This window comes from Streptomyces sp. CB02009, from assembly GCF_001905825.1.
GTDB lineage: Bacteria > Actinomycetota > Actinomycetes > Streptomycetales > Streptomycetaceae > Streptomyces.
The window spans coordinates 622,121-640,741 of sequence record NZ_LIVV01000003.1 but is presented as its reverse complement, the minus strand read 5'-3'; the positions used below and the strand labels follow the sequence as shown (position 1 = coordinate 640,741).

Here is an 18,621-nt window from a genome sequence, read left to right as displayed (position 1 = left end):
CACTACCCCCGTTCGGGGGTGAAGGAGTGGTCCCGTGCCCGAGCAGAGGGAAACGACCGAGCTGCGCGCGGCGCTGCTGCGGCTGCGCCGGGGCAGCGGGCTGCCCGTGGTCTTCGGCGGGCTGCTCCAGGACGGGCGGGCGATGCGGATCGGCGAGACCTGCGGGGCGGTGACGCCCGCGCTGCACGGCCTGACGATCTCGACCGGCTCGGGCCTCGGCGGCAAGTGCCTGGCCCTGTCGCGGCCGTGCGCGGTCACGGACTACCCCTCGGCCCGGCACATCACCCACGAGTACGACGGCCCGGTCGCGGCGGAGGGGCTGCGCTCGGTGATCGCGGTGCCCGTCGTCGTACGCCGCAAGGTACGCGGTGTCCTGTACGGGGCACTGCGCGACGCCCTGCCGATCGGCGAGCGGGTCTTCGACGCGGCGGTCGCGGCGGCCCGTGACGTGGAGCAGGCGCTGGCCGTACGGGACGAGGTCGGCCGCCTCGACACGCCCCCCGCTCCCGGACCGTCCTGGGAGGAGGTCCGCCAGGCGTACGGGGAGCTGCGCGAACTGGCCCCGCAGGTCCTGGACCCGGCGCTGCGGGAGCGCCTGCTCGCGGTCTGCGGCCGCCTGGAGACGGCCTCGGGGGCGCCTCGCGACCTGCCGGGAGTGGCACTGACCCCCCGGGAGACGGACGTCCTGGCGGCGGTGGCCTCGGGCGCGACGAACGCGACGGCGGCGACCCGCCTCGGCCTGCGCCCGGAGACGGTCAAGGGCTATCTGCGCTCGGCGATGCGCAAACTGGGCGCGCACACCCGCCTGGAGGCGGTGGTGGCGGCGCGGAGGGCGGGGGCGCTGCCGTAGGGGTGCCGGGGGTTGTCCTAGGAGCACCGGGAGGCTGGGGTGCCGCGGCCGGGGTGTCAGGCGAAGAAGTCCCGCGCCTCCCGCTGGGGCCCGTACAGCAGGCAGCTGATGGCCTCGTGCGAGGTCGGGCCCAGGAAGTAGGGCCCGGTGTGGTGCAGGAGGAAGAAGCGTCCGGTGTCGTCGATGAGCACCATCGCCCCGTCGAACGCCTCGTATCCGACGGGGAACAGCCTCCTGCCCAGGTTCCGGGCGAGTTCGGCGACGTCCTCGCCGCTCTCCTCGTAGATCCAGTGCGGAGTGAACGCGACGGCGTCGGGCGGCGTTCCCGGAATCACCAGGCGCAGACCGCCGAATTCCCGGACGAAGTCCTGGGCGGCCCGGAAGGCCTCGACGGGGTGCCCTTCCTCGGCGAACCGGTCGACGACGAGCGCCAGGAGCCCGGGCAGCCGCGCGCCGATGTCACGCCCCGTGTACCAGCCGGCCGCGCCGAGGGCGGCGGCGACGGATCGCGCGCCCGTCCCCCGGCCGTCTACGCCGTCACTCCGCATGGACGATCTCGTACGGGATGTCCGACGGCGTCATGAGCCGGAGCGTCCGCTCGGCCTCGGCGGTGAGCGCCGCGCGCTGGGCGCGCGTCACGTGCGCGAAGGGCTCCACCGTGAGGGTGGTGCGGTCCTTGCCCTCGTCGAGGCGCCAGAGCCCGGCGAGGAAGCCGTCGAGGAGGAAGACGCGGTGGGCCTGGTTCCCGGTCCAGGTGCGGCCCTTCGCCTCGGCCGGCACGACACGGCTGCGGTCCGCGTGCGACAGCAGCAGGTTGTCGAACTCGGGGAGGAAGCGCGGCGGTGCCGGGGTGTCCTCGTCCGGGCGGGGCGCGTCGGGCAGGTCGAAGAGTTCGGTGCCGCGCTCGTCCTGGAAGACGAGGAGCCCGGGACGCAGCCGCTCGAAGACGGGGCCGAGCCTGGTGAGGCCGCACCAGGTCTGCATGTCCTTGACGGAGGCGGGTCCGAAGGCGCCGAGGTAGCGGAGCACGGTCGCGTCGAGATCGGCGGCGCCGCCGGCCGGATCCTCGGCGGGATCGCCTGCGGCATCGCCCGCGAGATCGCCGAACCACTGATCGGTCGTGGTGAGCGCGACCTGGCCACCGCGCCCCCAGAGGCCGCGCGGGGTCACCTGGACCATCGGAAGGAGGCAGCGGGCGGCGACGGAGAGCGACTGCGGGTCCGCGTCGGGCCACTCGGGAAGCAGCTCTTCGCGCAGCTCCTTCGGGGTGCGGGGCCGCTCGGCGACGAGCGCGCGGGCGAGGTCGGCGAGCCGGTCGAGGTCGACGCCGTCGAGACCCCCGCGGGACACGAACATGGCGAGCTCGCGGTCGATGGCCCCGCCCTGCGCGAGCCCGCGCAGGGCGACCGCGTCGCGGGCGGTGTGGGTGTGCACGGTGGACCGCATGGTGACGATACGGGCGACGTCGCGGGACTCTATGAGCGCGGAGAGCTGCTCGGGGCGGAATCCGTCGAGGCGGGCGGCGAGCGCGTAGTACGGGGGCTTGGTGTTCTGCGCCTGCAGCCCGAGAAGGTGCTCGACGGCCTCCGCGACGCCCAGGGAGGCGGGGCGGAGGAGCAGCTGGCGGTCGAGGGTGGCACGGTTCAGGGCGCGGGCACCGAGCACGGGGTGGGTCGTCTTGAGGGCCATGGCGGCACGCTATCCGGCCTTGCGGACAGATACGGTCCGCAAGGCCGGATCGGACCGCGACCACAAGACGGAATGCACGCCGATCCATCCCATTCACCCGAAACTAACCCCATATATCCTTCATATCTCTCCCGGAGACTCAGGAGGTGCACGAGATGTCCGACCGCCGCCCACGCCAGGCCTGGCGCCGCCCCCAGGCGGAGCCGCCGACGAACGCCACCCCGGAGGCGGCGGACACGGCGGAGGAGGAGCGGCGGAGCGTGGTGCAGGCGAGCCTGTACCGGGACGGTCGCCGCGTCTCGTCCCCGGCGACGCTCGCGGAGACCTTCCGGCAGCTGCGCGAGCACCCGGACGGCATGGCGTGGATCGGCCTCCATCGCCCCACGGAGGAGGAACTGCACTCCCTGGCAGCCGAGTTCGACCTCCACGAACTGGCGGTCGAGGACGCGCTGGAGGCCCATCAGCGCCCCAAGCTGGAGCGGTACGGCGACACGCTCTTCGTGGTCCTCCGGGCGGCCCGCTACCTGGACGCGCAGGAGGAGGTCGAGTTCGGCGAGCTGCACATCTTCGTGGGCCCGGACTTCCTGATCACGGTCCGCCACGGCGCCGCACCGGACCTCTCCACGGTCCGCCGCCGCATGGAGAAGGACCCGGAACTGCTCGCCCTGGGCCCGGAGGCGGTCCTGTACGCGATCCTCGACGCGGTGGTCGACGGCTACGCGCCGGTGGTGGCGGGCGTGCAGAACGACATCGACGAGATCGAGACGGAGGTCTTCGGCGGCGACCCGGCGGTCTCCCGCCGCATCTACGAACTCTCCCGGGAAATGGTCGAGTTCCAGCGCGCCACCCGCCCCCTGGTCGGCATGCTGCACGGCCTGATGGCTGGATTCGCCAAGTACGGCACGGACGAGGAACTCCAGCGCTACCTCCGCGACGTGGCGGACCATGTCACCCACACCAGCGAACGCGTCGACGGCTTCCGCCAGGCACTCGCGGACATCCTCACCGTCAACGCGACCTTGGTCACCCAGCAACAGAACGCGGAGATGCGGGCGTTGGCGGAGGCGGGCTTCGAGCAGAACGAGGAGATCAAGAAGATCTCCTCGTGGGCGGCGATTCTGTTTGCACCCACACTCGTGGGAACGATCTACGGGATGAACTTCGACAACATGCCGGAGCTGCACTGGGCGGGGGGCTACCCCTTCGCAGTGGTGCTGATGGCGGCGGTGTGCACGAGTCTGTACGTGGTCTTCAAGCGGAAGGACTGGCTGTAGCAAAACCCCACCACGCCCCGATCTCCTTCACAGACGCGAACGCCTGGAAGAGGGCGTTCCGCACCCCTGGGGAGAATCTGGGGAGAATGCGCGACGCCGGGGAGTGAACGCCTGCTGCCCCTTGCTTGCATGCCTGCGGCGACCACGGGAACGGCCCCACAGTAAGGTTGACGGTCAGCGGTCACCGAGAGTGTCGGGCGAAGCCCTGCGGGCCGCTCCCTGGATGCTGTTGGCTTCCGCGCAGGGCATCGCACACAGGAGGGCCGGTTGGAACCGAGGAGTGCAGCGGCTGCGGGGAAGGACTTCCCGTACACCTCACGTACGACGTGCTACATCGAGGTCCACGAAGACGGCAGAGTGACACACGGGGCAGACCTGGCCACCTACGAACGCGCTCTGGCCGGCAGCTCGCGGCTCTTCGCGGTCTGGCCCGGCGAGTGGTCCAGCCACTTGTTCGTCATCGACGACCTGGACGAGTACGCCAAGGCCCACGGCATCAAGCACGACGAGGTGCGGACCGGCCTCAAGGAGCACGTCCACGAGGTGCGGTGGGAGGAAACCTCGTACGGAAACGACAACCCCCGCAGCCCGTACCTGAGCATCGATGTCTCGCTGGACTGCGGCTGCACGATCCACGACCTCCGGACCTTCGCGGCCCAGATGAAAGCGCAGAGGGGATGGGACGTCGCCACGAGCGTCGGCTGGGGCAGCAGCGACGGACCTGAGGGAACGAAGTACGGCATGCGGGTCCGCCGCAAAAGCCTCACCGGCTGAATCCGGCAGGCAGCCCAACGACGACGGGGGCACAGCGTGTGCTGTGCCCCCGCTGGCTCATGCCAAGGTGAGGTTCTCCGGGACGTACTCGGGGACCACGCCGAGCAGCGCGTCGACGGCGGCCCTGCCCTTGCCGCCTGCCTCAGGCATGAAGTGGGCGTAGTGGTCGAGGGTGATGGTCGGGCTGGAGTGGCCGAGCCATCGGGCGAGAGTGACCACGGACTCTCCGGCTTCGAGGATGATCGAGGCGTACGTATGCCGGAGTATGTGGAAGCCGTCCTTGCGGGACGCCTTCCAGCTCGCGCCCTTCTCCCGCATGGGGATGACCCCGGCTTTCGCGAGCGCGGGCTTCCACACCTCGACGTTGAAGATGTTCGCCCGGATGGCGTTCCCGTACGTCGTGGTCAGGACGAGCGGGAATGCTCGCCGCTCCCGCTCGGGCTCCGGACCGCCCCAAGGCAGCTCAACCTCCACGGCCGGACACTGCAGGAAGTAGGCGGCCAGCTCTGCGGCGACCGAGCGGGGCATGTCGACGACGCGGGTCTTCCCACCCTTGGGCAAGGTGAAGTACAAGCGCCCATTCAGCAGTTGAACCTGCCGTCGCACGCGGATGACGCCACGCTCGAAGTCGACGTCCTGCGGTGAGAGGCCGAAGACCTCGCCTTGGCGTAGGCCGCATCCAAGGGCGACGACCACAGCGATCCGGTAGCGCGGGTTGATGACGTCCCGTACACGCTGCGCAGTCTCCAGGGGCCATGCCTCCCGCTGATCGTCGGGCGCCTTGGGCCAGCGCACCGACTTGGCGCGCATGGGGTTGCGGACGAGCCGCCTGTCGTCGATCGCCGTCTCGAAGATGTTCGAGAGGGAGGTGAGGATCTGCCGGGCATACCGGGGTGCGCATTCGCCTTCCAGGGTGGCTATGTAGCCGCGCAGGACGGTTGCGGACACGTCCCTGAGCGCCACCTCACCGAGATGGGGCAGGACATGGAGCCTTACGCGCTCGTCGATCCGCTTGACCGTGCCCGGCGCACCCCGCACACCCACCTTCCAGTAGCGGGTGACGTAGTCGGCGACGGTGATGGATCCGTCGCGCGGGTCGACGAACTCTCCGCGTTCGCTGTCGGTGCCGGCGCGCCGCAGCCACGCCTTGGCGTCCTCCAGGACGTCGAACGACATGTCCCGGACGCCGGGGATCCCGGCGACGCGGTACCGAGTGCCCTTCCCGTAGCGGGCGGTGCGTTCCCGCTTGCCGGTGACGGGGTCCTTCTTCTTGTTGATCCAGCGGTCCTCGATGTAGCCGGCCAAGTATCTCCTCGTAGGTAGGGGTTCGGCAGTCACCTGCCAGGCGGAGGGTCAGGCGGTGGCCGTGTAGTTGGCACGGCGCTGCGGCACCGCGTTCGCGGGGTTCAGGAGGGGGTTGGAGCGGGAGTCCGCCCGCTCCTGCTCACGCACCCACGCGTCGAGGTCATCGAGCCGGTACGTCACTCGTCCGCGGGTTCCCAGTCGGAAGCTCGGCGGCCCCTGCCGACGGTGTCGCCACACGTACAACGTGCGCGGCGAAATGCCAAGATATGCCGCTGCTTCCTTCACTCCGAGAAAAGCTCTATCGATTGCGCGGAGGTCTCCGACTACGGACGTACCGGGAGATGAAATAGGGGTGACGACGGACAAGCGAGATTCCTTAAGTCGGAGTACAGGACGATTCGGCACGCATCGATGGAAAGGCGTTCCGGGACGACCAATGATCCGGAGAATCCCCGGTTAGGCTAACCGGGGATCGTCGGCTATGTTGCGCCCCCTCCGGCCACCCCTGAGGGTGTACAGGTGTCGGCGAGGAGAGCTTGGGGCGCAGTTCCGAGGGCGGCCGCGATGGCGACGAGGTCGTCGATGTCGCAGCGTCGGACGGTGCGTTCGATGCGGGAGAGCGCGGTGAAGGTCATGGGCCGCCCGAGTGCGGTGACGCGCGCGGCGAGCTGGCGCTGGGAGTATCCGCGGGCCGTGCGGGTGCGTTCGATGGCCTGGGCCGCGGCATGTCCGGCGGGTCCGATTTCGAGGGGGCGTGGCGGCATGCGTGGTGTTGTAGCTTGCGGATCGCCAGCGCGGGAAGAGTTTCCCTGTCTGCTGTGGGCGATGCGGATGGCGTGGCGATTTTCGGCGTGGATTTCGACAACCGGGATTTCACCCCTATAGTTGCCGGACCGTCGACACAGGGAACACGCAACCTGTAACGAATTCCAGTGCTAAAGCTGGACTTCACGCGCCGGGTGTGGCTGTGTTGGCCACGCACACCGGCCCCGCCGGACCCCCCCCAATTCCCCATGCGGTCTCTCGACGCGACCGCCGAAGGAGCCGCCCCTTGGAAGCCGCCACCCCCATGCCCATACCTTCCCCTGACGACGCTCAGCCGGCCTGGCCGCAGGTCGCCATCCCCGGCCAGCCGGCCACATCTCGGCCCCAACCCGCAGTGCCCTCCGAGGGCGAACTGGTGCTCTCAGACCTGCGCGCGCAGTTCCGGCGGTACGTAGTGCTGCCGAGCGAAGACGCACTGACAGCCGTGACGCTGTGGGTGGCGGCCACGCACCTCCAGACGGCGTGGCAGCACGCCCCACGTCTCGCGGTCGTCGGTCCTGCGAAGCGATGCGGGAAGTCCCGCCTGCTGGACGTGGTCACCGAGACCGTCCACGACCCGCTGATCACGGTCAATGCCTCACCGGCCGCGGTGTTCCGGTCGATCACCGACAACCCACCGACTCTGCTCGTCGACGAGGCCGACACCCTCTTCGGGTCGGCGAAGGTGGCGGAGAAGAACGAGGAGATGCGCGGCCTCCTCAACGCTGGCCACCAGCGCAACCGCCCAACTCTGCGGGTCTCCGGCCCGAACCACGAGGTGTCGAAGTTCCCGACCTTCGCCATGGCGGCCCTCGCCGGCATCGGCGACCTTCCCGACACGATCATGGACCGGTCGGTCGTGATCCGGATGCGGCGCCGTCGGCCGGGCGAGAAAGTCGCCGAGTTCCGCACCGTACGGGACACCCCTGCCCTGCACGCCGTGCGGGACCGGCTCGTGGCCTGGCTGGTCCCGCTCCACGCAACCGCGATGGACCTCACGCCGAAGATGCCGGTGGAGGACCGGGCCGCCGACACGTGGGAGCCTCTGATCGCCGTCGCCGACCTCGCCGGCGGCACCTGGCCCGAGGCCGCACGCGCCGCCTGCTTGGCGATGACGAGTCACGAGGCCGAACAGGACCAGGACCACAGCGCCCTGAACATCCGGCTCCTCGCCGACATCCGCCGTGCCTTCGCCTCCGAAGGAAATCCGGTAGTGATCCGTACCGGCCGCCTGCTCGGCATCCTGAACGAGGACGCCGAGTCGCCCTGGCCCGAGTACAGCGACAAGGGCCTCACACCGCGCGGCCTGCAGATCCTGCTGAACGACTACGGCATCCGCTCGGCCAACCGCCGCTTCCCCGACGGCCTCCAGGCCAAGGGCTTCACCCGCCTGCAGTTCACCGACGCCTGGGCCCGCTACTGCCCCGAGCCCGCACCGGCCGCCGAGCCGATGGCCCTGACGGCACCCGCCACCAGCGCCTGACCCGACACGACCCGTCCCCACCCGTCGCCGCGCAGGTCAGAGCCGGGACGGGTCACCGGCCCGCAACGAGTCGACCCGACATCGCCACCCTGACCCGTACCTGCTCTGACCAGGCATGCGACGAGTCGCAACGGGTCCCACCCGCTACGGCCGCCCCCACTCCCCCTACCTCACGGAGCCCATTCCCCTTGCCTTCACCCAGCACTGCCGCGACTCCCGCCGCCCTGCCCGTCCTGATCCGAACCGGCGTGGCCCTCCTCGCCCTGGCCGCCTTCGCCCTCTCGTACGACGCCCTGCGTCAGATGGCCGCCGCCAGCCACATCCACCGGCTGCTCACCTACGCCTTCCCTCTCGTAATCGACGGCTTCATCGCCATCGGCATCGCCGCCCTCCTCGTCCTGCGCAACTCCCCTCTGCGGGCCCGCCTATACGTCTCGGCTCTGGTCGGCATCGCCACCGCCACCAGCATCTGGGCCAACGTCCTCCACGCCGTACGCCTCAACCAGCAGAGCCGCCCAGGCGGACTTGCCCTCGACGACCTCACCGTCGGCGTCATCTCCGCCATAGCCCCACTCGCCCTCGCCGGCGCCGTCCACCTCTACCTCCTCGTCCAGCGCCGCCCCACGCACGCAGCGCTGCTGGAAGACGCCCGCCGCATCGCGGTGGCCGCCCCTCCCGAACGTGGCGCAGCAACAGCCACAAACGAACCACCGTCGGACGAGGATGTGGCCGAGGCAGACGATGCATCCGCCGAGCAAGTGGCTCAGCCGGAGAACTCGTCCGCCGAACGTGGCGACCAGCCACCAACGGCCACGTGGGAGCAGGTGATCGAGATCGGGCGCACCGCTCCCGTGGGCCGTGACAACCGCGTCTCACGCCGCCACATGGAGACGGCCATTCGTGGCAAGGGCCTCAGACCCGGAGGCCGCGCACGGTTGGAGCGGGCCAAGGACCTACTCCAAGCGGAGCTCGACCGAAACCAGGCCAACGCCACCGCTGCCTAGGCCACACCAGCAGCTCTCCCGGAGACCCCCTGGAGCGAGCACCACTTCCTCCACCACCCCACCCCCGAGCGGAGCAAGTTATCGGCCAAGACACTCTTCCCCGTCGGGGAAGCGCGCCTTGGCCAGTCCCGTCCCAGGGGTGGCGGGAGCAGTCCAGCACCGGGGGGTGCTGGACCACGGAGCGGCGGCGAGGGCGGACTGCAGCCGATGCAGCGTTCCCCGGAGGAGGCCCCGCGGACGGCGGCACGTGTAGGGCTGCATTTCCAACATTCTTCTCAATGAGGCGAGTTCAACGCCCTGGCCGTCACCGAAACCACCGGCCGCAACCTCACCACGCCCCTCGCCAAGGCAGCCTCATGGAGGGAGCCGGAAGCCCTACCTCATGAAGCGCGGCGGAAAGATAGCGCATAAGCGCCGGTTAGCCTAACCGGCGAATCTCCGCACCATGGACCTATCAGCACCCACCCCACCATGTGAGGAGAACACCCTTGCCCGAAACCGATACCTACCTCCGCGCCGACATCTTCACCCTGCTCATCGACACCGACTTCCGGCTCCATCCCGACACCGGCACCTTCTCCCACTACGACGGCCGACCCTTCACCGACGAGGAACAGGCCACCGTCCTCCTGGCCAACCGGGACGAGCTCGAAGCAATCCTCGAGGTCCGTCTCCTCATCGACACCGAGATCCAGAAGAAGGTAGGAACCGCCGGACTGAACATCGTTCTGGCCCCGTACGACGACCAGCCCGACGAGGACTTCACGCTCGGCAACGTGCTCACCGACCGGCCCCAGGAAGGCCCCTCCGACATCGAGCGCCTCGCCTACGTGATGAACGGGTTCGTCCCCCACAAGCAGTGACACCAGCCCCAGGCACCTGAGCCCACAGCCCGCGATCCACCCGACGGTGGGCTCACCTGGGAACCTCGCACAGCACAACGGCGGCCGGGATCATCCCCGGCCGCCGTTCGTGTCAGAGGCGGCCCCAGCCCACACCAGCACAATCGACCGTCCGCACGCCTCACCTTGTCAGCGGCAGGCGTCCCGAGACAGCAACGAAAGCGCCTCCTCCCACCGGAAGCGCTCCGCTCCCCCACCCGCCTTGGGCCGGTGCGGTTCGTAGGACCCGACCCGGACGCCCATCTCCCGCAGCTGGTCCAGACTCCGGCCGTACGCCGGATGGGCGGCCATGGCGGCGTTCACGTACGGCAGCACGGCCGTCGGGATGCCCATCCCGTATGCCTCGCACAGGATGCCCAAGGCAAGGGTGTCGGCGATTCCGGCGGCCCACTTGTTGACGGTGTTGAACGTGGCCGGCGCGACGGCGATGGCGCTGGCGGGCGGGAGCGGGCGGGAGTCGCCTGGTCTGCGCCAGGCCGAGCGGATCGGGTACCCGGTCTGGGCCTCGATCGCTTCCGCGTCAAGGAAGCCGAGCCCCTGGGGGGTGGCTATGACGCCGACGCCCCAGCCCTCCTTCTGCGCCGCGGTGATCAGCTTGTGGACGTCGCCCGCGATGCCGGCGGCGCAGACGACGACGTACAGGAACGGCTGTGCGGTCACGCGGGGACTCCCAGTCGGCGGCTGAAGTGGTGGAGCTCGGGCAGGGTACGTCGTCGGTCCCGGGCGGCCATGTCGGCGACCAGGTCGCGGACGGCTGGGCGGCGAACGTCCTGGGCGGCGCAGGTCTCGGCGATGCGGAGGGCCTGGTAGCCCTCGGCGAGGCGGCCCTGCTGGCTGTAGGCACGGGCGGCTTCGACCCAGAGCGCTGCTCTGCGTTCGGGGGCGGGGATGTGCCGGCGCATGAGGGGAGCCGCCGCATTCAGTGCGATGCCGGCGTCGCCGAAGGACACCGAGGCGCTGACGGCGTGGATCGCGACGTTGGTCGGGCTGAAGTTGGCCCAGGCGTCGGGCTGGTCGAGTGCAACGTACCGGGCGACCTCCCGTGCCTCGTCGAGGAACTCACGGGTGGCGGCGCGGTCGCCGCCGCGGCTGGCCGCGGTCGCTCCCCGCAGGAGCAGTAGGCCGACGGCGGCAAGGTACTGGGGCGAGTGCCGATCGTAGGAGCCGGCAAGCTGCCCCGCGGTGTGACGGACCAGGGTGGCGGCCTGGGCGGTGTGCTTCTCACGGGTCAGGACGTGAGCGTGGAGGCGGACGCTGGAGGCGAGGACGACGGGATCGCCGGAGCGCTCGGCCTCTGCCATGGAGCGTCCCACCGCCAACCAGGCGTTTCCCTGGTCTCCCTGCTTGAGCAGCAGACTCGTGGAAGTCCGGTATGCGGTGGCCAGAAGCGCGGCCGTCTCCTCGGCGTTGCGGTGGTCACCGGCCGCCTCCCGCAGATCGGTGATGAGACCGGGCAGCATCGCCTCCAGCTCCGCGTAGTCGCAGGTGCAGAAGAGGCGGCGGGCGGTGGTGAGTCTGTCCCGCAGGGGCTGGATCTCTCCGTTCCACGAAGAGGCAGTGGCGGCTCTGGGGCCGGGGAGGAGTGCGCGGACGAGGTCGTCATGGGCGGCGGTGGCGGGCGTGGCCGAGGTCGTGAGGGAGGCGATGCTCGCGGCCAGGAAGGTGCGGCGGCGCATGTCTTCTGTCTCGGGATCGTCGGGGTGGGGTGCGGCGGACGCGTCGGCGTCGCTCAGGCCGAGGAGGTGTGGCGGAATGCGGAGTTCGGCGGCGACGACGCGTAAGACGCGGATGTCGTCCGTGCCGCGTCCGCCTTCCAGGCGGCTGAGCTTGGACTGGTGGTAGCCCAGAGCGGCAGCGACATCCTTCTGCGAGCGTCCGCTGAGTTGGCGGGCGCGCTTGATCGTCTCGCCGATCTTCTCGGCTTCGGTCTTCACGTCGGCCATCCATGCCCTTCCGTCCATGTCGAGCATGCCCGTGCGGGCGAGCGTATGCGAGCCGTACGGGGCAGCCATGCAGCTTCTGCATAGCCGATGCACCACGGGCACAGGCCATCGCGAACGCCTCGCGCTCCACGGTTTCTTGGGGTGGCCGATCCCACTCCTGGAGGCCGCTCGTGGAAGCGCACCAGATCACGTTCTCCGTTCTGCCGACGCCAGCCGCCGTGACCACGGCACGTCGGCATGTGCGGGACACCGTCCAGGACTGGGCGGAGACATCCCCGGATTCCGACGTCGTCCACACGGCCGAGGTGGTGTTCAGCGAACTCGCAACGAACGCGATCCGGTTCTCCGAGCACCGCCCGATCCCCGTCGCCGTCCGGCTGTCCAGCGCGGTGTTGCGAATGGAGGTCCATGACCGAGGCCCCGCGTTGCCCGCCCCGACGCTGCCGGAGGACGACAGCGAGGGCGGACGCGGCCTCTTCCTCGTCGGCGTACTTGCCGACCGCTTCGGAACGACGTCCACGGACTCCGGCAAAACCTGCTGGGCCGAGATCGACATGGCCGAGCCCTCGCCCGCCGCGGCATTGGCCGCCTCACCCCTTCCCGTACAGAGGAGTTACACGTGAGCACCCGCGTCCCCGCCGTCACGGCCCAGGTGATCGCGATCCGGCCCGGTCGGCCCCTCGCCGGCGCCGTGGCCGTCGACGGCTCCAAGAACGCCGCGCTTCCGCTGATCGCCGCCGCGGCAACCCTCCTCCGTCCCGTGCAACTCGGCAACGTCCCCGCCAGCTCCGACGTCCAGATCCTGCTGGACCTGTTGCGGCAGGCCGGCTGGAACACGGCGCAGCCAGTCGGCGACGGACGCACCTCACTGGTCCTGCCCGCCGGCTCCACCCCACCGCTCGACGGCCTGGGCGAGCAGGCGTCCAGTATCCGGGCCTCGTACTACCTGGTCCCCGCCCTGCTCGCGCTGCACGGCAGGGCCCGGCTTCCCTGGCCGGGAGGTTGCCGGATCGGCGACCGAGGCATGGAGCAGCACTTCAAGGTTTATGAGACCTTCGGTGACCGGGTCCGGGTGGACGACAAGGGGTACGTCGTCGAGGCCGGCAAGCCTGTCAGGGGCACCGTGTCCTTGGTGCTGCCGTTCCGATCGCGAGGAGCGACCGTCGTCGCGATCCTGCGGGCCGTGGCCGCGGGTACTCCGCTGCGTCTCGGGCAGCCGAACCTCTCGCCGGAGGTCCTCTGTGTCCTGAACGCCCTGGCATCGGTGGGCTACGAGTGCCGTTCCGGCGAGCGCGTCCTCACGATCGTCCCGCCGTCGTCCGTCTCGGCGGACGCCGCCGTCTGGAAGGTTCCGGGGGACAAAATCGAGGCCGGAACCCTGGCCTGCGCCGTGGCCGCGACCGGCGGAACAGCACGGATCGACGGCGTCCACGCCCCTGACGTCACGCCGCTGATCGTTGCTCTGCACAAGATGGGCATTCCTACGGCCGAGGAGTCCGGGGCGCTCGTAGTGCACGGTCAGGAGACCCGGCCGACCGGCCGGTCTCTTCGAGGGCTGGCCACCCTCGCTCCCGGCGGCCTGGACGCCGATTTCGAGCCGCCGCTTCTCGCCCTGGCCCTCGGCTTCCCGGGCACTCACCTCTTCTCTGACCCGATCAATCCCGGGCGCCACGGCAATCTCATCCCTCAGCTCGTCCGACTGGGCGCCACCATCACAGAAGTCTCCTCCACCGAGTGCCGGCTCACCGGCCCGCAGCGCCTGACCGGAGCCGGAGTCGAGGCCACCGACATCCGAACCGGCTCCGCTCTGATGGTCGCCGGGCTCACGGCACGAGGCGTCACCACGCTCGGCGGAGTCGATCAACTGCGCCGCGGGCACGCCGACCTCCCCGGCAAGCTCCTCGCCCTGGGGGCCGACATCTGTGAGGTCACCCCGTGACCGCCACGAGGCGCCTCCAGCGGATCATCGCCACGACCGACTTCCACTCTGCCTTCGACAGCGCCGTACCGATGCTCGCGCATCTGCACGCAGCGCGGCACGACAGCCTCGTCGTGGACTGCGGAGACTTCTTCGAGGGCACCGGCTACTACCGGCTCGGCCACGGGCGGATCGAACGCGACGTCCTCGTCCGTCTTTACGACGCGATCGCCCCGGGCAACCACGGCTGGGCTCACCACTTCGAGCCCGAGCTCCACCACATCACCGTGTGCGTGAACGCCGTCGACGACCGCACCAGCAAGCCGCTCTTCCACCCGGTGCAGCTGGTACGCATCGGCATGCGACGAGTGGCGGTCACTGGCATCATCGGCCCCCAGGCGTTCAACGCCATCCCGGCCGAACAGCGGGCCGGCCACCGAGTCGTCGAGCCGGTCCGGGCCCTGCGAGAGCTGATGCTGGCCCACCACAACGAGGCCGACTCGTGGGTCGTGCTCAGCCACTCCGGGTTCGACGAGGACCTCAAGCTGGCCGAGTCCTGCCCGTTCCTCGACGTGGTCCTCGCCGGGCACTGCCACAGCGAACAGCCCGAGCCCGTGCACGTCGGGGACACGCTGTTCCTCAAGGGGCGGGAGCTGGCGGCCGGGTACGCGCTTGCCCAACCCCTGGGCACCGGCTGGGCCGCCCAGGTGGCCGACTTCCCGCCGACGGCGGAGCTTCCCGACGAACTCGCCTCGCTGCGGGGCTCCATCGCCTCCTGTCGGAATGAGCTGCAGACGTCGCTCGGGCCGCTACGGCTTCCTTATCGGAACAGTCCGCTGGACCGCCGTGCCCTGCTCAAGGAGCTCGTCGAACGCCTCCACGGCGGGCTGGGAGCTGAAGTCGTCGTCCTGAATGAGACCGCTCTCCGTGCCACTCGGCTCGGGACCGCCGTCTCCCAGGGGGACCTCCTGGCCATCGAGCCGTTCGACAACGAACTCGTCCACGCCCACGTCCCCGACGAACTCGCGACTGCCCCAGACGCTCTCTTGGCCCGCCTCACCGAGCAGGCCGGCCCGATCGTGTCCGCGCCACATCCCTTGCCTACCCACGTGCCGACCGTGCTGACCACCGGCTACCTCGCCACCGCCTACCTCGGCGGCCGAACCCGGCAAGCCGGACTGCGCCTCGCCCAGGCCGTCCGGCACACTCTCACCGACGGAGACCCCCGATGATCCTCACCGGCCCCGAGATCACGCAGGCCACGAACGACGGCCGCATCCGCATCTCCCCGTTCGAGGCAACCCAGGTCAACCCGAACAGCTACAACGTCCGCCTCGGCGGCACCCTGCTCACCTACGCCTCGGACACGCTGGACGCCCACCGTCCGAACCTCACCGAGCCGGTCGAGATCGGCCCGGACGGCTTCGAGCTCCAGCCCGGCCAGCTCTATCTCGGCCACACCATCGAGGAGGTCGGCTCGGACACTTTCGTCCCGCTCCTCTTCGGCCGCTCATCGGTCGGTCGCCTCGGCCTTTTCGTCGAGATCACCGCTCCCATCGGGGACATTGGTTTCCACGGCCAGTGGACGCTCATGCTCTCCCCGATCCGGCCACTGCGCGTGTACCCGGGCATGCGGATCGGCCAGATCATGTTCTTCGTGTCGGTCGGGCCCGTCGCCCTGTACGCGGGCAAGTACCAGGCCTCCGCCGGCCCCCAGCCGTCCGCCTACTGGCGCGACCTGGCAGCCCCTGGGTTGGTGACCTCGTGATCCTCACCGGCCCCGCCATCGCTGCCGCCAGAGCCGCCGGTGAGATCACCATCGAGCCGTACGAGCCGCGGAGGTTCTCCCCCAACGCCTACGACTGGCGTCTCGGCGCCACCCTGCGCTTTCACGACGGCTCCTTGGACGCGGCGAGGCCGATCGAATTCCAGGAGGTGCCGATCCCCGAGTCCGGGTACGTGCTGCGGCCGGAGGTCCTTTACCTGGGGACGACGTACGAGCGGACCGGCTCGGAGGCGTACGCACAGTTACTCAACGGCGACCGGACGATCGGCGCGCTCGGCATCTGGGTCCACGTGTCCGCTCCCCTCGGGCACCAGGGCCACGCCATCCGATGGACGCTGGAGATCCGGGCGAGCCGGCCGGTCCGGGTCTACCCGCGCATGACGTTCGGCAAGTTGGTCTTCCTCCAGGCCCTCGGTGCCACGGCCAGCTACCAGAATCACGGCCTGAAGTACCGGGCCAGCCAGGGCATCGAGACATCCCGCCTCTACGAGGAGAACCCGGGAGGCCCCGCGTGAACCCCACCGTCGTCACGGCCCTCGACCTGCCGTTCCCGAGCCCCGGCGGAAGCGTCGAGCTCTTCCTGGACCTGTACACCGGCCATGTTCCCCTCCTGCCCGCCCGGGCCTTCATGCTCGCGCCCGAGCGCAGGGGCCTGCGGCCGCCCGTGCCAGCGGGGCTGGGGCTGGTGCAGGCGCCGGGAAAGTGCCTGACGGGGTACGCCTTCCGCCGCTACGTCGCCACCCTCCAGCGAGTCCTGGCCGAAGGGGCGGATCCGGGCGAGGCCGGCGTCCTGCATCTGCAGCACCTGGCCTTCGGCGCCACACCGGCCCTGCTCAGAGCCTTCCCGAAGCTCCCTCGGATCGCCCTGGTCCACGGAACCGACCTTCTCTTCGCCGAAACACACCCCGAACAGCTGGCCACCCTGCGCGAGGCAGCCTGGGCCGCCGACGCGATCGTGGTGCCGACCGGCGCAATGGCGGACCGGCTACTTCTTCTTGCCCCCGACACCAGACGCCGCAAGATCGAGAAGATCCCCTGGGGCATCCCCGACCACCTCATCGCCACCCCTCCTCCACGGCGCCGAAACCAGCCCTCCAGCCACCTGCGAATTCTGTACGCCGGCCGCCTCACCCCCGAGAAGGGCTTCGACACCCTCCTCTCAGCCCTCCCGCTCACTCAGTCCGCCGAGCTGTCCATCGCCGCACCCCGAGCCGAGTTCCACGCCCTGCGCCCCCGTCTCCACCAGCGCGGAGTACACATCCACTACCTCGGCTGGCTACGCCGACCACAGCTCTGGAGGACCTTCGCCGACCACGACGTCCTGGTGATGCCCTCCACGACACTGGAGGCCATGGGCCTCGTGGCGCTCGAAGCCCAGGCATGCGGACTCCCCGTCCTCTACCAACCCGTGCCCGGCCTCACCGAGGCACTGGGCGGCACCGGTCTCGCCACAGACTTCGCCGACCCGCACGCCGTCGCCCGCGAACTCGACCGCCTCCGCACCAGCCCCGGCCTCTTGCCGGCGCTCCGCGCGGCCGGCGCCACCAACGCGGCCCGCTTCCCTCTAAGCGCCACCGCCAAAGCCCTTGCCGACCTCGGCAGGCGACTCGCCTGATCACCCGTGGCGCACCCCCACCAGGGCCGGCCGTCTCACTACGATCGGAACACCATGACGCTCGACATCCCGCACATTGAGCAGCTCCTCCAGGACGGCGTCCGCGACCGGGTCTACCCGGGAGCCGTCTGGGCCGTCGGCAACGCCTCCGGTACGACGGCGAGCGGGGCGGTCGGCCTCCTCGACCCGACCCGTCCCGACGAGCCGATGCGGCTCGACACCGTCTTCGACATCGCCAGCCTCACCAAGATCGTCGCCGTGTGGGCCGTCATCGGCACCCTCGTCGAAGGGGGCAAGCTCCAGCTCCACACCCCACTCGGCACCTTCTGGCCCGAGGTCACCGGCCACCCGCTCGCCCAGGTCACCACCCATGAGCTTCTGACCCACACTGCCGGCCTACCTCTACGCGCCAACCTCAAGAACCTGTACGGCACCGACCGCCAGGACATCCGCGACGGCGTCCTCCACGAGGCCCTCCACCGAGCCCCCAGTGAGGCCGTCGAATACACCGACCGAGCCGCCCTGGTCCTCGGCTACCTGGCCGAGTACCTCACCAGCCAACCCCTCGACAACCTGGCCGCAAGCCGGATCTGGGCCCCCCTCAGCATGGCCGAGACCCGCTTCGGCCCCCTGCCCGCAGACATGATCGTCCGCTGCGCCCCCACCGAACTCGACGAGAAAACCGGCACCCACCTCAAGGGAACCGCCCACGACTTCTCCGCCCGTCTCCTCGGCGGCACCTGCGGCATCGCCGGCGCCTTCTCCACCCTCGCCGACCTCAGCCGCTTCCTCCAGCACATGCTCGCCCCGACTCAGGCCGCCTTCGGCCCGACCTGGATCGCAGACTCCCTCCGCATCCGGACCGGCGAACTCGTACCCGCCCGCGGCCTCTTCTGGCATCCCGCACCTGGCACGGAACTACGCGAGGGCATCTGGGTCCACTACGGCTTCACCGGCACCGGGATGTGGATCAGCCCGAAGCAACAGCGCTGGGCAACTCTCCTCACCAACAGGCTCTACTTCACCCGCGATCGCGAACCACTTGCCATCGCACGCGACGCGTTCCGTGCACTGGCTTTCGGACGCCCCTGAACCTTCCCGGATCGGTGCACCCGCAAAGCTCCCGTCGCAGGAAATGAGTAGAGACCGAGCAGCAGGCTCCCGTCCGGGACGACCCTCCGGTGGGTCAGAAGCTGGCAAGCCTGCACAGGACACCGCAAGCGATGGTCCTCCACTTGATGGATGGTGCACCTCGACGACCGCAAATGCCGATC

At 69.9% G+C, this 18,621-nt stretch carries 20 protein-coding genes; 13 read left to right on the top strand and 7 right to left on the bottom strand.

From position 1 onward, the window contains the following. The first annotated feature begins 34 nt into the window (after positions 1–34). The gene (locus tag AMK27_RS15565; RefSeq protein WP_073907086.1) at positions 35–850 is read left to right on the top strand and encodes a helix-turn-helix transcriptional regulator; all 816 of its coding nucleotides are present in this window, start codon (positions 35–37) and stop codon (positions 848–850) included. A 56-nt stretch (positions 851–906) separates the two neighbouring features. Here the strand turns inward: AMK27_RS15565 and AMK27_RS15560 are convergent, their stop codons facing one another. Together AMK27_RS15560 and AMK27_RS15555 are read right to left on the bottom strand one after the other, a co-directional pair. After that, the gene (locus AMK27_RS15560) at positions 907–1,398 is read right to left on the bottom strand and encodes an SUKH-3 domain-containing protein (RefSeq protein WP_073907083.1); all 492 of its coding nucleotides are present in this window, start codon (positions 1,396–1,398) and stop codon (positions 907–909) included. Next, entirely contained in the window at positions 1,388–2,539 is a 1,152-nt protein-coding gene (locus AMK27_RS15555; RefSeq protein WP_073907078.1) for a winged helix DNA-binding domain-containing protein, read from the bottom strand. Before AMK27_RS15555 ends, AMK27_RS15560 begins: the two co-directional genes overlap by 11 nt. A 155-nt stretch (positions 2,540–2,694) precedes the next feature. Between AMK27_RS15555 and AMK27_RS15550 the strand changes: the two genes are divergently transcribed. Both AMK27_RS15550 and AMK27_RS15545 read left to right on the top strand, forming a co-directional pair. After that, positions 2,695–3,813, top strand: a complete 1,119-nt coding sequence (locus tag AMK27_RS15550) for a magnesium and cobalt transport protein CorA (RefSeq protein ID WP_073907073.1) — start codon at positions 2,695–2,697, stop codon at positions 3,811–3,813. Between the two features lie 357 nt (positions 3,814–4,170). Continuing rightward, on the top strand, positions 4,171–4,587 hold the full coding sequence (locus AMK27_RS15545) for a hypothetical protein (RefSeq protein ID WP_241847508.1): 417 nt from the start codon (positions 4,171–4,173) through the stop codon (positions 4,585–4,587). Between the two features lie 57 nt (positions 4,588–4,644). On the opposite strand, the gene AMK27_RS15540 is transcribed toward AMK27_RS15545, so the two are convergent. From AMK27_RS15540 to AMK27_RS15530, 3 genes are all read right to left on the bottom strand, one after another. Continuing rightward, the gene (locus tag AMK27_RS15540; RefSeq protein WP_079188453.1) at positions 4,645–5,892 is read right to left on the bottom strand and encodes a tyrosine-type recombinase/integrase; all 1,248 of its coding nucleotides are present in this window, start codon (positions 5,890–5,892) and stop codon (positions 4,645–4,647) included. A gap of 48 nt (positions 5,893–5,940) precedes the next feature. Further along, on the bottom strand, positions 5,941–6,177 hold the full coding sequence (locus AMK27_RS44545) for a helix-turn-helix transcriptional regulator (RefSeq protein ID WP_073907066.1): 237 nt from the start codon (positions 6,175–6,177) through the stop codon (positions 5,941–5,943). Between the two features lie 194 nt (positions 6,178–6,371). Continuing rightward, positions 6,372–6,656 (bottom strand): helix-turn-helix domain-containing protein, encoded by a 285-nt coding sequence (locus tag AMK27_RS15530; protein ID WP_073907063.1) that lies wholly within the window; start codon positions 6,654–6,656, stop codon positions 6,372–6,374. Between the two features lie 305 nt (positions 6,657–6,961). Between AMK27_RS15530 and AMK27_RS15525 the strand changes: the two genes are divergently transcribed. From AMK27_RS15525 to AMK27_RS15515, 3 genes are all read left to right on the top strand, one after another. Further along, positions 6,962–8,179, top strand: a complete 1,218-nt coding sequence (locus AMK27_RS15525) for a DUF3631 domain-containing protein (protein ID WP_073907058.1) — start codon at positions 6,962–6,964, stop codon at positions 8,177–8,179. Between the two features lie 188 nt (positions 8,180–8,367). Beyond that, entirely contained in the window at positions 8,368–9,183 is an 816-nt protein-coding gene (locus AMK27_RS15520) for a DUF2637 domain-containing protein (protein ID WP_073907054.1), read from the top strand. A gap of 488 nt (positions 9,184–9,671) precedes the next feature. After that, positions 9,672–10,046, top strand: a complete 375-nt coding sequence (locus tag AMK27_RS15515) for a hypothetical protein (protein ID WP_073907049.1) — start codon at positions 9,672–9,674, stop codon at positions 10,044–10,046. A gap of 168 nt (positions 10,047–10,214) precedes the next feature. On the opposite strand, the gene AMK27_RS15510 is transcribed toward AMK27_RS15515, so the two are convergent. Continuing rightward, positions 10,215–10,745 carry a flavoprotein gene (locus AMK27_RS15510; protein WP_073907045.1) on the bottom strand — a complete coding sequence of 177 codons (531 nt, stop codon included), beginning with the start codon at positions 10,743–10,745 and terminating at the stop codon, positions 10,215–10,217. Further along, the gene (locus tag AMK27_RS15505) at positions 10,742–12,028 is read right to left on the bottom strand and encodes a helix-turn-helix domain-containing protein (RefSeq protein WP_073907041.1); all 1,287 of its coding nucleotides are present in this window, start codon (positions 12,026–12,028) and stop codon (positions 10,742–10,744) included. Before AMK27_RS15505 ends, AMK27_RS15510 begins: the two co-directional genes overlap by 4 nt. A gap of 218 nt (positions 12,029–12,246) precedes the next feature. Between AMK27_RS15505 and AMK27_RS15500 the strand changes: the two genes are divergently transcribed. From AMK27_RS15500 to AMK27_RS15470, 7 genes are read left to right on the top strand one after another with little or no spacing between them, the layout of a single operon-like run. Next, the gene (locus AMK27_RS15500; RefSeq protein WP_241847507.1) at positions 12,247–12,651 is read left to right on the top strand and encodes an ATP-binding protein; all 405 of its coding nucleotides are present in this window, start codon (positions 12,247–12,249) and stop codon (positions 12,649–12,651) included. Further along, positions 12,648–13,967 carry a UDP-N-acetylglucosamine 1-carboxyvinyltransferase gene (locus AMK27_RS15495; RefSeq protein ID WP_241847506.1) on the top strand — a complete coding sequence of 440 codons (1,320 nt, stop codon included), beginning with the start codon at positions 12,648–12,650 and terminating at the stop codon, positions 13,965–13,967. Before AMK27_RS15500 ends, AMK27_RS15495 begins: the two co-directional genes overlap by 4 nt. Then, complete coding sequence (locus tag AMK27_RS15490) at positions 13,964–15,178, top strand: metallophosphoesterase (RefSeq protein WP_073907033.1); 1,215 nt, start codon at positions 13,964–13,966, stop codon at positions 15,176–15,178. The genes AMK27_RS15495 and AMK27_RS15490 overlap by 4 nt, the downstream gene beginning before the upstream one ends. Then, positions 15,175–15,714 carry a dCTP deaminase gene (gene dcd / locus AMK27_RS15485; protein ID WP_073907030.1) on the top strand — a complete coding sequence of 180 codons (540 nt, stop codon included), beginning with the start codon at positions 15,175–15,177 and terminating at the stop codon, positions 15,712–15,714. Before AMK27_RS15490 ends, dcd begins: the two co-directional genes overlap by 4 nt. Then, complete coding sequence (locus tag AMK27_RS15480) at positions 15,711–16,247, top strand: dCTP deaminase (protein WP_073907027.1); 537 nt, start codon at positions 15,711–15,713, stop codon at positions 16,245–16,247. Before dcd ends, AMK27_RS15480 begins: the two co-directional genes overlap by 4 nt. Then, the gene (locus tag AMK27_RS15475; RefSeq protein WP_073907022.1) at positions 16,244–17,347 is read left to right on the top strand and encodes a glycosyltransferase family 4 protein; all 1,104 of its coding nucleotides are present in this window, start codon (positions 16,244–16,246) and stop codon (positions 17,345–17,347) included. The genes AMK27_RS15480 and AMK27_RS15475 overlap by 4 nt, the downstream gene beginning before the upstream one ends. Positions 17,348–17,401: 54 nt before the next feature. Next, positions 17,402–18,439 (top strand): serine hydrolase domain-containing protein, encoded by a 1,038-nt coding sequence (locus AMK27_RS15470; RefSeq protein ID WP_073907018.1) that lies wholly within the window; start codon positions 17,402–17,404, stop codon positions 18,437–18,439. Positions 18,440–18,621 lie beyond the last annotated feature (182 nt).